Origin of the sequence: Bradyrhizobium sp. BLXBL-01 (assembly GCF_051853025.1) — a bacterium.
Taxonomy (GTDB): Bacteria; Pseudomonadota; Alphaproteobacteria; order Rhizobiales; family Xanthobacteraceae; genus Bradyrhizobium.
In genome coordinates this window covers 5,463,021-5,476,271 of record NZ_CP182471.1, presented here as the reverse complement: position 1 = coordinate 5,476,271, position 13,251 = coordinate 5,463,021, and the positions used below count along the sequence as shown (strand labels likewise).

The window sequence follows — 13,251 nt, the reverse complement described above, 5'->3', positions numbered from 1 at the left end:
CTGGCGGGTCGCTCAAGTGTAGTCCGAGCGCGTTATGCCGGAGCCGGCAGCCCCGGACGCTTCACCAGCGTAAAGGCCGCAGCGGCCAACGGGCAGAGGACCCCGACGAGAAGAAACGCGGGCACGAGGCTAGGCCCGGGCCAATCCCCGCTCAAGAGCAAATCGACGGCAGAACAGCGGGAGCGCTCCCCGTTCAACGCTACCGCTTCAACTTCCCGGAGAATCGGCGAAGAGTTCGCGCCCCGTTGCCCGCCTCCACTGGATCAACTCCAGTGGGTTTGACTTACGCTGTCGGCCGATAGCAGCGGCCGCACGTCCACGTCAGCGAACTTCAGGAGGCTGCGCGGAAGCAATCGACCCGTCCGCGGAACAGACGATCAGCTGGATCAGGCTTCCGATGCTCGGCCGATCTCGCCGCGGCCGTTCCGCGCATCTGCACCGATGTGCCGGCAGGCTTCGACAGGGCAGCCCTTCACCGCGACTTCAATGCGGCCGTGGTGCAGTTCTTTCGCGGGCAGCTCGTCAGCGGAGATCGCTGAGCACCCGGTCCAGGTGTTCCGTCATGTCGGAGCTCTCAGGCCAGGAGAGTTCAGCCATGCCTCGATCTCGATGGCCGTCTCGTCCTGCCGTACCCTTCGTAGCAGCCTTTCGCGATGCTGACCGGGAGGAAGCAAGTGGGCTTCATCTCGCGAGCGTCTGGCGTCGTCTGTCAGACGTTGCTTGAGACTTTCGGTTCGCTTGATGTCGTTTTGACGCCGTCCCATGGCGCTGCTCCATGCTGGAGGAGGCGGGAGCGCTATGCGTTCTCATCACCGATGGATGCCACGAGCCGGGCGGTGATGACGAAGTCTACCACAGATCGCGAGAGGATCGATCATTTAGACTTGTCATCTGCCTGGAACTCCGGAGGAGATCATCGCCGTGTCGAAGTGACGCGCGCGCATTGTGACGATCTCGTCTGGCACTTGCGCCAGAGATCAGGAGGCGAATCCTCAAACGCGAAAACGTTCCACCGCAGGCGGGCGCAATTATATACGGCTCGAGCCTTGTAAGTGCTTGCGATGAGGTATACCTTCAATCTATTCGTTCAGCCGCTGTGCTTGTTGAATGCGCCTGCGGGCTCCTTTTCCAGAGACATCGACGAATTGAATCGATCTGCGTGAACGTCACGCGGAATGCGCGCCTATGCGCTTTGGAGAAGAGAATGACGACAGGTACTGTGAAGTGGTTCAACGGCCAGAAGGGCTTTGGATTCATTCAACCCGACGACGGCGGCAATGACGTGTTCGTTCACATCAGCGCGGTCGAACGGGCTGGTCTTGCGGGTCTCGCCGAGGGCCAGAAGGTCAACTTCGAGACCAAGACCGATAAAATGCGGGGCAAGGTCAGCGCAGAGAATCTCTCGCTGGCTTGAGCTCTGTACGGCCGTTTCACGGATGTACTGAAACGGCTATGTGACCCGCTCGATCGTAAGGGATTGAGCGGGTTCTATCCGTTGCCGAGTAGGCGAAAGACGAGCGCGACGCGATGAGCGCCAGGAAATCGGCCGAACCGTCTCCCGAATCCATCGCGCGATCCGAGCGTCAACGCTTGGCCGCCGAAGAGGGCGCGCGGGCGATCGCCGATGTCGAAAGGCGCGCTGTCGATATCCGCAGCAACATGGCGCGGCTGCGCGAGCAGCGTGAGGCCAAGGAAGCAGCCGAGCAAGCAGCCAAGCAAGCAGCCGATGTCAGTTTTCGCGCATCGGCGCCTCCACCGAAGAAGCGCACGAGGAAATTGCCGAGATAGCCGAATTCGACAGTGCAGACAAAAGGGGCCGTTCACATGCGAATGAGTGCAAGTCGTGCCTAGGATCAAACCGGACGGCGGCGGCACAATCACCTTCTTTCTTGCGCTCGGCGCGGGCCGACAGCTGTGCCGTCTTGCGACGACCTTCCAGACGCAGAAGCAGGCCTTCAGCTACCTTCAGAAATATCGGACGGAGTTCGAGCGCATCGCGCGGGCGCGGCTGGCTTCCGGGGAGCTCGAGGACGGGGTCATCGTGCTCTCGATGCTCTGAAGCTTACCAAGGTCGGTCTCTCTTCGTCCACAGAGATTGCCTGGCCGTGTCGAAGTAATAACGCGGGCACCGGCAATCCCTTATCTGCGACGATTTCCCTGCTCGGCCTCTCGCGCCAGCCGTTCCGCTTTCAGGCGTTCGCGATTTTCGTGATGGGATTGTTGCGCCTTTGCATAGTCGGTCATCGGCTTCTTGGTCTCGACCGGCTTGAATGCCTTGTTGGCCTCCCGCAGAGCCCGGGACGCGGGATGATCTCTCGTCATGTCGACCTCGATGTCGGCGTAGGGGAACGCGGCTCGAAACACGCCCGAGCCGGCGTGTCCGGCTCGCGAGCCGGTAGCGTTAGACTTGTCGTCGGATGGCCGGCTGCGCTCCGAGCGTGCTCCGGTGCAGGAGACAACGAGGCGCAACCCGGTCGGTTCCAATTAGGCGGCTTCAATTCGGCATTGATGCTTGCTCGGCTCGCGCTGACTCGCCTGGCGACCATGGCATAATACCCCTGTTTTGCCCGACGGGTCAGGATTTTTTTCGTCGAATCAGAAATCTCGTTGCGTGCCAATGGGATGGCTACTGTGCATGGGGTTGTTTTCCGAGTTTTGATTTCGAGCCTGCGGCTGCACGCCTTCCCAAGCAAAAAGGGCCGCCCCTTCGGGCGGCCCTTTCGTCTCGTGCAATGTGGGGCCGCTTACTCCGCGGCCTGCTTCTGCGGCGGGTCGAGCGCGCCGGATTTGTGGATCTCGGCGACCTGGTGATCCGAGAAGCCGAGCACCGAGCGCAGGATCTCGTCGGTGTGCTCGCCGAGCAGTGGCGAACGCGTCACGTCCGCCGGCGAGTCCGACAGCTTGATCGGGTTGCCGACCGAGACGTACTTGCCGCGGGTGGGGTGGTCGACCTCGACCACGGTGCCGGTGGCGCGCAGCGACTGGTCTTCGGCGATCTCCTTCATCGACAGGATCGGGCCGCAGGGGATGTCGTCCTTGTTGAGGATCTCCATCGCCTCGAATTTTGTCTTCGTCATCGTCCATTGTTCGATGCGGGCGAAGATCTCGTTGAGGCGCGGCAGGCGGGCGGCCGGCTTGGCGTAATTCGGATCGGTCTTCCAGGTGGGCTCGCCGATCACGTCGCAGATCTTCTCCCAGACCGGGGCCTGGGTGATGAAATAGATGTAGGCGTTGGGATCGGTCTCCCAGCCCTTGCACTTCAGGATGCGGCCGGGCTGGCCGCCACCGGAATCGTTGCCGGCGCGCGGCACGGCATCGCCGAACGGCACGCCTTCGCCGAACTGGCTGTATTCCTTCAGCGGGCCGTGGGCGAGGCGCTGCTGGTCGCGCAGCTTGACGCGGCAGAGGTTGAGCACGCCGTCCTGCATCGCGGCGGTGACGCGCTGGCCCTTGCCGCTGTGGGTGCGCTGATAGAGCGCGGTGACGATGCCGAGTGCCAGGTGCAGGCCGGTGCCGGAATCGCCGATCTGCGCGCCGGTGACGAGCGGCAGGCCGTCGCGGAAGCCGGTGGTGGAGGCGGCGCCGCCGGTGCACTGGGCGACGTTCTCATAGACCTTGCAGTCCTCGTACGGTCCGGGGCCAAACCCCTTGATCGAGGCGACGATCATCTTCGGGTTGATCGCCTGGATCTTCTCCCAGGGGAAGCCCATGCGGTCGAGCACGCCGGGGCCGAAGTTTTCGACCAGCACGTCGCACTTCTTGATCAGCTCGGTCAGGACTTCCTTGCCCTTGGGGTTCTTGGTGTCGAGCGTGATCGAGCGCTTGTTGTGGTTGAGCATGGTGAAATACAGGCTGTCCACGTTCGGGATGTCCTGCAGCTGGCCGCGGGTGATGTCACCCACGCCGGGGCGTTCAACCTTGATCACGTCGGCGCCAAACCAGGCCAGCAACTGCGTGCAGGTCGGTCCGGACTGGACGTGGGTGAAGTCGAGAATGCGAACGCCCTCGAGCGCTTTGGTCATCATATTGCTCCGTACTCTGTCTGCCCCTGCTACCACAGGGAATAAGGGTTGAAGGGGTGGACTTACTTTTTCTTCTGCAGGACGCTCTGCGGATTGAGGTTGCCGATGCGGCCGCTCTCCGAGCCTGCGGCCGGATCGATCACCGCGTTGATGAGCGTCGGCTTGCCGGACTTCATGGCGTCGTTGACGGCACGCTTCAGCTCGTCCGGCGAAGTCGCGTTCACGCCGACGCCGCCGAAGGCTTCCATCATCTTGTCGTAGCGCGCGCCCTTGACGAACACGGTGGTCGCCGGATCGTCGTTGGCGCCGTTGACGTCGGTGCCGCGATAGATGCCGTCATTGTTGAAGATGACGACGCAGATCGGAAGGTTGTAGCGGCAGATGGTCTCGACCTCCATGCCGGAGAAGCCGAACGCCGAATCGCCCTCCACAGCGAGCACGGGATGGCCGGTCTCGAGCGCAGCCGCGATCGCCTGGCCCATGCCGATGCCCATCACGCCCCAGGTGCCGACGTCGAGACGCTTGCGGGGCTTGTACATGTCGATGACGCCGCGGGCGAGGTCGAGCGTGTTGGCGCCTTCGTTGACGAGGATCGCCTCGGGATACTCCTTGATGACGTTCTTCAAGACGCCGAGCGCGCCGTGATAGTCCATCGGCGATTTGTTGTTCATGAGCTTCGGCGCCATCTTGGCGACGTTCTCTTCGCGCTTGGTTGAGACGGCCTTGGTCCATTCGGTGGGCGGCGCGGTCCAGCCGGAGCCCATCGCCTGGTTGAAGGCGGAGACCACCGAGCCGATGTCGCCGACGACGGGCGCGACGATCTCGACGTTGGAGTCCATCTCCTTCGGCTCGATGTCGACCTGGATGAACTTCTTCGGCGTTTCGCCCCAGCTCTTGCCCTTGCCGTGCGACAGCAGCCAGTTCAGCCGCGCGCCGATCAGCATGACGACGTCGGACTCCTTCAGCACGGTCGAGCGGGCGGCGCCGGCGCATTGCGGATGGGTGTCGGGGAGCAGGCCCTTGGCCATGCTCATGGGCAGGAACGGCACGCCGCTCTTCTCGACGAAGCTCTTGATCTCCTCGTCGGCCTGCGCGTAGGCCGCGCCCTTGCCGAGGATGATGAGCGGACGCTTGGCGCCCTTGAGCACGTCGAGCGCGCGCTTGACCGAAGCGGGCGAGGGGATCTGCGCCGGCGCCGCGTCGATCACCTTGACCAGCGACTTCTGGCCGGCCTCGGCGTTCATCACCTGGCCGAACAGCTTTGCCGGCAGGTCGAGATAGACGCCGCCCGGACGGCCCGAGACCGCCGCGCGGATGGCGCGGGCGAAGCCGATGCCGATGTCCTGGGCGTGCAGCACGCGATAGGCCGCCTTGCACAGCGGCTTGGCGATCGCGAGCTGGTCCATCTCCTCGTAATCGCCCTGTTGGAGGTCGACGATCTCGCGCTCGGAAGAGCCCGAGACCAGGATCATCGGATAGCAATTGGTGGTGGCGTGGGCGAGGGCGGTGAGACCGTTGAGGAAGCCGGGCGCCGACACCGTGAGGCAGACGCCGGGCTTCTTGGTGAGATAGCCGGCGATGCCTGCGGCGTAGCCGGCGTTCTGCTCGTGACGGAAGGAGATCACGCGAATACCGGCGGCCTGCGCCATGCGGCCCAGATCCGTGATCGGGATGCCCGGCACATTATAGATGGTGTTGATGCCGTTCAGCTTGAGCGCGTCGATGACGAGATGGAAGCCATCCGTCAGTTCCTGCTCGGTGCCCGGTGCTTCGGACTTGGTCGCGGTATTCAGCATGGGCCTTGTCTCCCTGGTCTCAAGGTCGTTGGGGCGAATTGTTCGCCCTTCTGGTGAACGTTGCTAAGCGAAGAGTTACGTAAACAGTTCTTGGCCGTGCGCTTCGACGTAAGCGGCAAGGCCGAGGGTGTGATCGCGGGCGCGCTTCTCGGCGAGCTCGGTGTCGCGCGCCTCCAACGCTTCGATCATGCCGAGATGCTCGGGCAGTGACGTCGCGGTGCGGTCCTTGCGTCCGATGGTCAGCTGGCGATAGCCGCGCACGTGCAAGAGCAGGTCGTTGGTGAGATCGACCAGCACCGGCGATTCCGACAGCGAGATCAACGCCTGGTGGAAGGCGATATTGGCGCGCGAATATTCCTCGACGTGATCCTCGGGCAGGCGGTCCTTGCCGAAATCCTTGAAATAGTCGCGCAGCGCCGTGATGTCCTTCTTCCGCGCGGTGGTGGTGATGAGCCGCGCCGCCATGCTCTCCAGCGCCGCCCAGGCGCGGATCATGTCGACGATCTCACTCTTGGTCCGGCGCACCACCATGATGCCGCGGCGCGGAACCGTCTTCACGAAACCGTCCTGCTCGAGCATCGCGATGGCTTCGCGGATCGGGGTGCGACTGACGCCGAGACGTTCGGACAGCGCGCGCTCGTCGAGCATCACCGGCTCGGGCGTCGAATAGATGTCCATCTTGAGGATGGCTTCCTTCAAGGCGTCATACGCCTTGTTCTTGAAGCTGCTCTCCGGGGCAATACGAACGATTGCGATGTCTGCCTCGGCCATGTTCGGCAACGCCTTGGTTGGTTTCCGTAGTGACACGACGAATCTCCTCCAGTGGGAGTCGTCTTTTACAGGAATATTAACGGGAAAGTTTTTGGCATACCACATGCCAGAATGTCAAGCTGCCTATTTTTTGCGGCGTTCTGGGGCGTGCACCAGCTTGACAAGTTGGCTTCTGGCATACCAAATGCCATCGCCAGCCATTTTTGATCCAAGCCGGCGGAGTAGTCTTGGCTTTATGCCACTCCGTTCCGCCGCATGGAACAGAGCGCGGCGAATGGCAAGCATCACGGGCAGCCGCAAACTCGCGCGCGCTTTGAAAAGAACGAACTCAGGTCAAGGGAGAAGCCACATGTCCAATTCCAAAGATGCCGTCCGCAAGGTGCTTGACCAGGTCAAGGCGGACAACCGCACCAGCCTGACGGCGCCGGAAGGCAAGCTGGTCTGCGACGCCTACGGCATTCCGGTGCCGAAGGAGGGCGTGGCCAAGTCGGCGGGCGAGGCCGGCAAGATGGCTTCGTCCATGGGCTTCCCGGTGGTGATGAAGATCGTCTCGCCGGACATTCTCCATAAGACCGAAGCCGGCGGTGTCATCGTCGGCCTCAAGACGGCTGAAGAGGCCGAGAAGGCCTACGAGACCATTCTCGGCAACGCCAAGAAGTACAAGGCCGATGCCAAGATCGAAGGCGTCCAGGTCCAGCAGATGCTGGCCGGCGGCACCGAGGTCATCGTCGGCTCGATCACCGACGGCTCGTTCGGCAAGCTGGTTGCCTTCGGCCTCGGCGGCGTGCTCGTCGAGGTGCTCAAGGACATCACGTTCCGCCTTGCGCCTGCCACAAAGGAGGATGCGCTCTCGATGCTCGACGGCATCCAGGCGCATGAGATCCTCAAGGGTGTGCGCGGCGGCGAGCCGGTGAACCGCAACGCGCTCGCCGATGTCATCGTCAAGGTCTCGCAGCTCGTCACCGATTTTCCCGAGATTGTCGAGCTCGACCTCAACCCAGTGTTCGCAACCGCGAAGGGGGCCACGGCCGCCGACGTCCGTATTGTCGTCGACTTCGCTTATGTGCCGAAGCCGAAGCCGCGTCCGACCGAAGAGATCGTCGCGGCGATGAACCGCATCATGCAGCCGAAGGCTGTCGCCGTGGTCGGCGCCTCCGCGGAGGACGGCAAGATCGGCAATTCCGTAATGAAGAACCTCATCAACGGCGGCTACAAGGGCGAGATCTATCCGATCCATCCCAAGGCCGCCGAGATCCTCGGCTACAAGGCCTACAAGAGCGTCAAGGACGTGCCAGGCGTGATCGACGTCGCGGTGTTCGCGATCCCGGCGAAATTCGTCGCCGCCGCGCTGGCCGAATGCGGCGAGAAGAAGATCCCGGGCGCTGTGCTCATCCCGTCGGGCTTCGCTGAAGCCGGCGCGCCTGAGCTGCAGGCCGAGATCGTCGAGGTCGGCAAGAAGTACGACATCCGCCTGATGGGGCCGAACATCTACGGCTTCTATTATACGCCCGCCAATCTCTGCGCGACCTTCTGCACCGCCTATGACGTCAAGGGCCATGCGGCGCTGTCGTCGCAGTCGGGCGGCATCGGCATGGCCATCATCGGCTTCTCGCGCTCGGCCAAGATGGGCGTCTCCGCGATCGTCGGCCTCGGCAACAAGTCCGACATCGATGAGGACGATCTGCTCGCCTTCTTCGAGCAGGACCCGAACACCAATCTGATCGCGCAGCATTGCGAAGACCTCAAGGACGGCCGCGCCTTCGCGGAAGCCGCCAAGCGCGTCTCCAAGAAGAAGCCTGTCGTGGTGCTCAAGGCCGGCCGCACCTCGGCTGGCGCGAAGGCGGCATCGTCCCACACCGGCGCGCTCGCCGGCAACGACCGCATCTATGAGGACGTGTTCAAGCAATCCGGTGTGATCCGTGCCCGCTCACTTCGCCAGCTGCTCGAATTCGCCCGCGGCGTGCCGGTGCTGCCGACGCCGAAGGGCGAGAACGTGCTCATCATCACCGGTGCCGGCGGTTCGGGCGTGCTGCTGTCGGACTCCTGCGTCGACAACGGCCTGTCGCTGATGTCGATGCCGCCGGATCTCGATGCGGCCTTCCGCAAGTTCATCCCGCCGTTTGGAGCTGCCGGTAATCCCGTGGATATCACCGGCGGCGAGCCGCCGATCACCTATGTCAACACCGTGAAGCTCGGGCTGTCGGATGAGCGCATCCACGCGCTGATCCTCGGCTATTGGCACACCATCGTCACCCCGCCGATGGTGTTCGCCCGCAACATGGTCGAGGTGAAGAAGGAGATGGAGGCCAAGGGTTTTGTGAAGCCGATGGTCGCCTCTCTCGCCGGCGACGTCGAGGTCGAGGAAGCCGCCGAATATCTCTACCAGAACGGCATCCCGGCCTACGCCTATTCGACCGAGCTGCCGGTCGAGGTCCTCGGCGCCAAGTACAAGTGGGCGCGCGGGGCAGGGCTGCTCTGAGCTTGCGTTCGCCTCTCCCCGCTTGCGGGGAGAGGTCGGAATTTGCGCAGCAAATTCCGGGTGAGGGGGACTCTCCACGAGTCTGTCTCTCACCGTCTTTGTGGAGATAGCCCCTCACCCCCGCCCTCTCCCCGTAAGAACGGGGAGAGGGAGAAGAGGCGGCTCGCGTCTTGTCTGATTGGCAAATGCAGGTCGCGATGAGCAAGAACGTGATCCGGCGCAAATCGTTCGAGCCCAAATCGGCCGCGGAGGCTGATCACGAGGGCCGCGACGGTGGCGTGCAGTCGGTCGACCGCGCGCTGTCGATCATCGAGACGCTGGCCGAGGACGACGAAGGTTATCGTCTCAGCGATCTCGCGATCCGCACCGGCCTGTCGGCGTCCACCGTGCACCGGCTTCTCGCAACGCTCGAAAGTCGCCGTTTCGTGCAGTTCGACCGTGGCGAGTCCAAATGGCACGTCGGCGTGCGCAGCTTCACGGTTGGCGCCAGCTTTGCGCGGCGACGCAATTTCTCCGCACAGGCCATTCCATATTTGCGCAAGCTGCGCGATCTCACCCGCGAGACGGCCAATCTCGCCGTGGTCGACGATGAGTTCATCATCGTGCTGACCCGCATGGAAAGCCGCGAGATCATGCGCTCGCTCACCAAGGTCGGCGGCCGCGTCCCCATGGTGACCTCCGGCGTCGGCAAAGCGGTGCTCGCAACCTATTCAGACGAGGACGTCGGCGCCGTCATCCGCCATCACGGCATGCCCCGCCTGACCGAGAAGTCGATCGTGCGCCCGAGCGACCTGTTCAGGGAGCTCGAGAAAATCCGCAAGCAGGGCTTTGCCGTCGACGATGAGGAGGCACAGATCGGCCTGCGCTGCGTCGCGGCGGTGGTATACAATGCGTTGGCCGAACCGCTTGCCGCGATCTCCGTATCCGGCATGACCAGTCGGGTCACCGACGAGCGGTTGCCGGAGATCGGACAAATCGTCCGGGAAGTGGCGGCCGAACTGACGGCTGCGCTCGGTGGGGTCATCCCGGCGCCCCGCTGACCAAAAACACTGAGGCATGTCACTGGACAGCATCGGCCGTTTTGGTTGATATGCGACCAAACGACACAATGCGGCGAACGTCCGCATGAGCCCTGGAGATGCCCCCATGTTCCGATTTCCCGCGCGCCTTGTCGGCGCAGCCGTCGCGTTCACCCTGGCGGCAGCCAATCCGGGCTTTGCCCAGCAGCTCGAGCTCAAGCTGATGGCGCCGGCGGCTCCGGGCGGAGGCTGGGACCAGACCGCGCGCTCGATGCAACAGGCGCTGGTGGCTGCGGGCATCGCCCGCAGCGTGCAGGTCACCAACGTTCCCGGTGCAGGCGGCAGTGTCGGCATCGCGCAGTTCGTCAATGGCGCCAAGGGTGACGGCAACCAGATGATGGTCAACGGCTTCGTCATGGTCGGCGCGCTCGCCATGAACAAGTCGCCGGTGACGCTGGAGCAGGTGACGCCGATCGCGCGCCTCACCGAGGAAATCCAGGTGATCGTGGTTCCCGCGAATTCGCCGATCAAAAATGCGCAGGATCTGGCCGCGGCGGTGAAGGCCGATATCGCCAAGGTCACTTTCGCCGGCGGCTCGGCCGGCGGCGTCGACCATGTGATGGCGGCCTTGTTCGCCGGCGCGGTCGGCGCCGACGCCAAGAAGATCAACTACATCCCGTTCTCCGGCGGCGGCGAGTCGCTCGCGGCGATTCTCGGCGGCAAGGTCACCGCAGGCATTTCGGGCCTCAGCGAATATGAAGGGCAGATCAAGTCCGGCAAGCTGCGTGCGATCGGCGTGACCTCGGAGAAGCGAATCGCAGGCAGCGATCTCCCGACCTTCAAGGAGCAGGGCATCGACCTCGTAATCGCCAATTGGCGTTCGGTGGTCGCGCCTCCCGGCATCACGCCGGAGCAGCGCAAGACCTTGAGCGATGCGGTCGAGAAGATGGTGAAGTCTGACGCCTGGAAGGAGATCCTCAAGCAGAAGGGCTGGGAGGACGCCTATCTCGGCGGCGACGCCTTCGCCGACTTCCTGAAGAAGGAAACGGCCCGCGTCACCGACGTGTTGAAATCGGTCGGCTTGGTCAAGTCATGACCTCAGGCGATCCCGTCCAGCCGCCGCGGCGCGTCGACCGTGCCGGTCTCGTCATCGCGGTATTGCTTGCGGTGCTCGCCGTCGTGCTGGTCTGGGACGCGCGCGGCCTGCAATCTGCGGCGATGTACGGGATGGGACCGGAGGCGATGCCGGTCGTGGTCGCCAGCGGCCTTGGGCTGCTTGCGATCGGCAACTTCATCGACGCGCTGCGCGGCAATTTGCCGGCACGCGAGAGCGCCGATCCCGTGCCTGTGGTTCTGATCCTCGTAGGGCTTGCGCTGCTGATCGCCATCATCGGCATTGGCGGCGGCTTCATCCTGGCGACCTCGGCGCTGTTCGTGACGACCTCGGCGGCCTTCGGACGCCGTGCCATCCTCATCGACGCCATCATCGCCCTCGTGATGTCGACCCTCATTTACCTGGCGTTCGACCGGTTGTTGACGCTGAGCCTGCCTGCCGGCCCACTGGAGCGACTGCTGTGATGGATACCTTTGCCGCGCTGGCTCACGGCATGGCGGTCGCCGTCCAGCCGATGAACCTGCTTTACGCGCTGATCGGCGTGTTCCTCGGCACGGCCGTGGGCGTGCTGCCCGGCATCGGCCCGGCACTGACGGTCGCGCTGCTGCTGCCGGTGACCTACAAGCTCGACCCCGGCGGCTCGCTGATCATGTTCGCCGGCATTTATTATGGCGGCATGTATGGCGGCTCGACCACCGCGATCCTGATCAACACGCCCGGCGAGAGTGCCTCGATGGCCACCGCGCTTGAAGGCAACAAGATGGCCAAGGCGGGCCGCGGCGGGCCGGCGCTCGCGACCTCCGCAATCGGCTCCTTCGTCGCCGGCACCATCGCCACCATTGGCCTGGCTTTCCTCGCACCATGGCTGGTCGATGTCGCCGTACGCTTCGGCCCCGAGGATTACTTCGCGCTGATGTGCGTCGCCTTCGTCACGGTGTCGGCGACCTTCGGCGGTTCCCCGATCCGCGGCCTGACCAGCCTGTTCATCGGTCTGACGCTCGGCCTCGTCGGCATCGACAAGCTGACGGGTCAGGCGCGGCTTGCATTCGGCGTCCCCGAACTGCTCGATGGCGTTGAAGTCACAACGCTTGCCGTCGGCCTGTTCGCGGTGGGCGAGGCGCTTTATGTCGCATCGCGCCGCCACCACACCGAAGAGAAGCTGGAGCCGGTGCGCGGCTCGCTGTGGATGACCAAGGAGGACTGGAAGCGGTCCTGGAAGCCGTGGCTGCGCGGGACCATGTTCGGCTTCCCGATCGGTGCGCTGCCGGCAGGCGGCGCGGAGATCCCGACCTTCCTGTCCTATTCGACCGAGAAGCGGCTGACGAAGCACCCCGAAGAGTTCGGCAAGGGCGCGATCGAAGGCGTCGCCGGCCCCGAGGCCGCCAACAACGCTTCCGCAGCCGGCACGCTGGTGCCGCTCTTGACGCTGGGCCTGCCGACTTCGGCCACCGCCGCGATGATGCTGGCGGGCTTCCAGCAATATGGCCTCAACCCGGGCCCGCTGCTGTTCGCCGAGCGGCCTGACCTCGTATGGGGCCTGATCGCCAGCCTCTTCATCGCCAACATGATGCTGCTGGTGCTCAACCTGCCGCTGGTCGGCCTGTGGGTGCGGCTGCTCGCGATCCCGCAGCCCTGGCTCTATGCCGGCATCCTCGTGTTCGCGACCATGGGCACCATCGCGGCAAAGCCGTCGGTGGTGGAATTGTCGATGCTCGCCGGTTTCGGCGTGCTCGGCTTCCTGATGCGCCGGTTCGATTTCCCGATCGCGCCCGTCGTCGTCGGCCTGATCCTCGGCCCGATTGCCGAGAGCCAGCTGCGCCGCGCGCTCGCGATCAGCCTCGGCGATCCCATGACGCTGCTGCAGAGCCCGATTTCGGCAACGCTTCTCGGCATCGCGCTGATCGCGCTGGTGGCGCCCTTTGTGCTGAAGGGGTTGGGACGGTTCAAGGCAAACGAGGACTAGGGCGTGTATGCCGGCTCCTGAGCCCGAGCGGAAATCTCTGATCGGCGAGAGCATTGGTGACACTGAGCCGAAGTCGGATTGCGGCAG

12 protein-coding genes are annotated in these 13,251 nt (G+C 63.9%); 8 read left to right on the top strand and 4 right to left on the bottom strand.

Going from position 1 to position 13,251, the window contains the following annotated elements; genetic code table 11:
- The first annotated feature begins 1,204 nt into the window (after positions 1-1,204).
- The 3 genes from ACNJYA_RS25525 to ACNJYA_RS25515 all read left to right on the top strand — a co-directional run bounded on the left by ACNJYA_RS25525 (position 1,205) and on the right by ACNJYA_RS25515 (position 2,059).
- Entirely contained in the window at positions 1,205-1,414 is a 210-nt protein-coding gene (locus ACNJYA_RS25525) for a cold-shock protein (protein ID WP_172784278.1), read from the top strand.
- 113 nt (positions 1,415-1,527) lie between these two features.
- A complete protein-coding gene (locus ACNJYA_RS25520; protein WP_212256890.1) occupies positions 1,528-1,788 on the top strand; it encodes a transcriptional regulator in 261 nt (86 codons plus the stop codon).
- Positions 1,789-1,834: 46 nt separating this feature from the next.
- Positions 1,835-2,059, top strand: coding sequence for a hypothetical protein (locus ACNJYA_RS25515; RefSeq protein WP_172784280.1), 225 nt, complete (start codon positions 1,835-1,837; stop codon positions 2,057-2,059).
- Between the two features lie 80 nt (positions 2,060-2,139).
- On the opposite strand, the gene ACNJYA_RS25510 is transcribed toward ACNJYA_RS25515, so the two are convergent.
- The 4 genes from ACNJYA_RS25510 to ACNJYA_RS25495 form a co-directional block, all read right to left on the bottom strand.
- A complete protein-coding gene (locus tag ACNJYA_RS25510) occupies positions 2,140-2,322 on the bottom strand; it encodes a hypothetical protein (protein ID WP_025035185.1) in 183 nt (60 codons plus the stop codon).
- A 422-nt stretch (positions 2,323-2,744) separates the two neighbouring features.
- Positions 2,745-4,022, bottom strand: coding sequence for a formyl-CoA transferase (frc, locus tag ACNJYA_RS25505; protein ID WP_172784281.1), 1,278 nt, complete (start codon positions 4,020-4,022; stop codon positions 2,745-2,747).
- A gap of 62 nt (positions 4,023-4,084) precedes the next feature.
- Complete coding sequence (gene oxc / locus ACNJYA_RS25500; protein WP_212256889.1) at positions 4,085-5,818, bottom strand: oxalyl-CoA decarboxylase; 1,734 nt, start codon at positions 5,816-5,818, stop codon at positions 4,085-4,087.
- Between the two features lie 75 nt (positions 5,819-5,893).
- Entirely contained in the window at positions 5,894-6,589 is a 696-nt protein-coding gene (locus ACNJYA_RS25495; RefSeq protein WP_166819518.1) for a GntR family transcriptional regulator, read from the bottom strand.
- Positions 6,590-6,938: 349 nt separating this feature from the next.
- Between ACNJYA_RS25495 and ACNJYA_RS25490 the strand changes: the two genes are divergently transcribed.
- The 5 genes from ACNJYA_RS25490 (at position 6,939) to ACNJYA_RS25470 (ending at position 13,164) form a co-directional block, all read left to right on the top strand.
- A complete protein-coding gene (locus ACNJYA_RS25490; protein WP_212256888.1) occupies positions 6,939-9,068 on the top strand; it encodes an acetate--CoA ligase family protein in 2,130 nt (709 codons plus the stop codon).
- Positions 9,069-9,265: 197 nt separating this feature from the next.
- Positions 9,266-10,108 carry an IclR family transcriptional regulator gene (locus tag ACNJYA_RS25485; RefSeq protein ID WP_212256887.1) on the top strand — a complete coding sequence of 281 codons (843 nt, stop codon included), beginning with the start codon at positions 9,266-9,268 and terminating at the stop codon, positions 10,106-10,108.
- Between the two features lie 106 nt (positions 10,109-10,214).
- Entirely contained in the window at positions 10,215-11,183 is a 969-nt protein-coding gene (locus ACNJYA_RS25480) for a Bug family tripartite tricarboxylate transporter substrate binding protein (RefSeq protein WP_172784285.1), read from the top strand.
- On the top strand, positions 11,180-11,665 hold the full coding sequence (locus tag ACNJYA_RS25475; protein ID WP_212256886.1) for a tripartite tricarboxylate transporter TctB family protein: 486 nt from the start codon (positions 11,180-11,182) through the stop codon (positions 11,663-11,665). Before ACNJYA_RS25480 ends, ACNJYA_RS25475 begins: the two co-directional genes overlap by 4 nt.
- Positions 11,665-13,164: a tripartite tricarboxylate transporter permease gene (locus ACNJYA_RS25470; protein ID WP_439400924.1), complete on the top strand. Its 1,500-nt coding sequence runs from the start codon at positions 11,665-11,667 to the stop codon at positions 13,162-13,164. The genes ACNJYA_RS25475 and ACNJYA_RS25470 overlap by 1 nt, the downstream gene beginning before the upstream one ends.
- Positions 13,165-13,251: the final 87 nt, after the last annotated feature.

Excerpts from the sequence above, each read along its gene's own strand:
- ACNJYA_RS25525 (WP_172784278.1), top strand. The coding sequence starts at position 1,205 with ATGACGACAGGTACTGTGAAGTGGTTCAACGGCCAGAAGGGCTTTGGA.
- ACNJYA_RS25520 (WP_212256890.1), top strand. The coding sequence starts at position 1,528 with ATGAGCGCCAGGAAATCGGCCGAACCGTCTCCCGAATCCATCGCGCGA.
- ACNJYA_RS25510 (WP_025035185.1), bottom strand. The coding sequence starts at position 2,322 with ATGACGAGAGATCATCCCGCGTCCCGGGCTCTGCGGGAGGCCAACAAG.
- frc (WP_172784281.1), bottom strand. The coding sequence starts at position 4,022 with ATGACCAAAGCGCTCGAGGGCGTTCGCATTCTCGACTTCACCCACGTC.
- oxc (WP_212256889.1), bottom strand. The coding sequence starts at position 5,818 with ATGCTGAATACCGCGACCAAGTCCGAAGCACCGGGCACCGAGCAGGAA.
- ACNJYA_RS25495 (WP_166819518.1), bottom strand. The coding sequence starts at position 6,589 with ATGGCCGAGGCAGACATCGCAATCGTTCGTATTGCCCCGGAGAGCAGC.
- ACNJYA_RS25490 (WP_212256888.1), top strand. The coding sequence starts at position 6,939 with ATGTCCAATTCCAAAGATGCCGTCCGCAAGGTGCTTGACCAGGTCAAG.
- ACNJYA_RS25485 (WP_212256887.1), top strand. The coding sequence starts at position 9,266 with ATGAGCAAGAACGTGATCCGGCGCAAATCGTTCGAGCCCAAATCGGCC.
- ACNJYA_RS25480 (WP_172784285.1), top strand. The coding sequence starts at position 10,215 with ATGTTCCGATTTCCCGCGCGCCTTGTCGGCGCAGCCGTCGCGTTCACC.
- ACNJYA_RS25475 (WP_212256886.1), top strand. The coding sequence starts at position 11,180 with ATGACCTCAGGCGATCCCGTCCAGCCGCCGCGGCGCGTCGACCGTGCC.
- ACNJYA_RS25470 (WP_439400924.1), top strand. The coding sequence starts at position 11,665 with ATGGATACCTTTGCCGCGCTGGCTCACGGCATGGCGGTCGCCGTCCAG.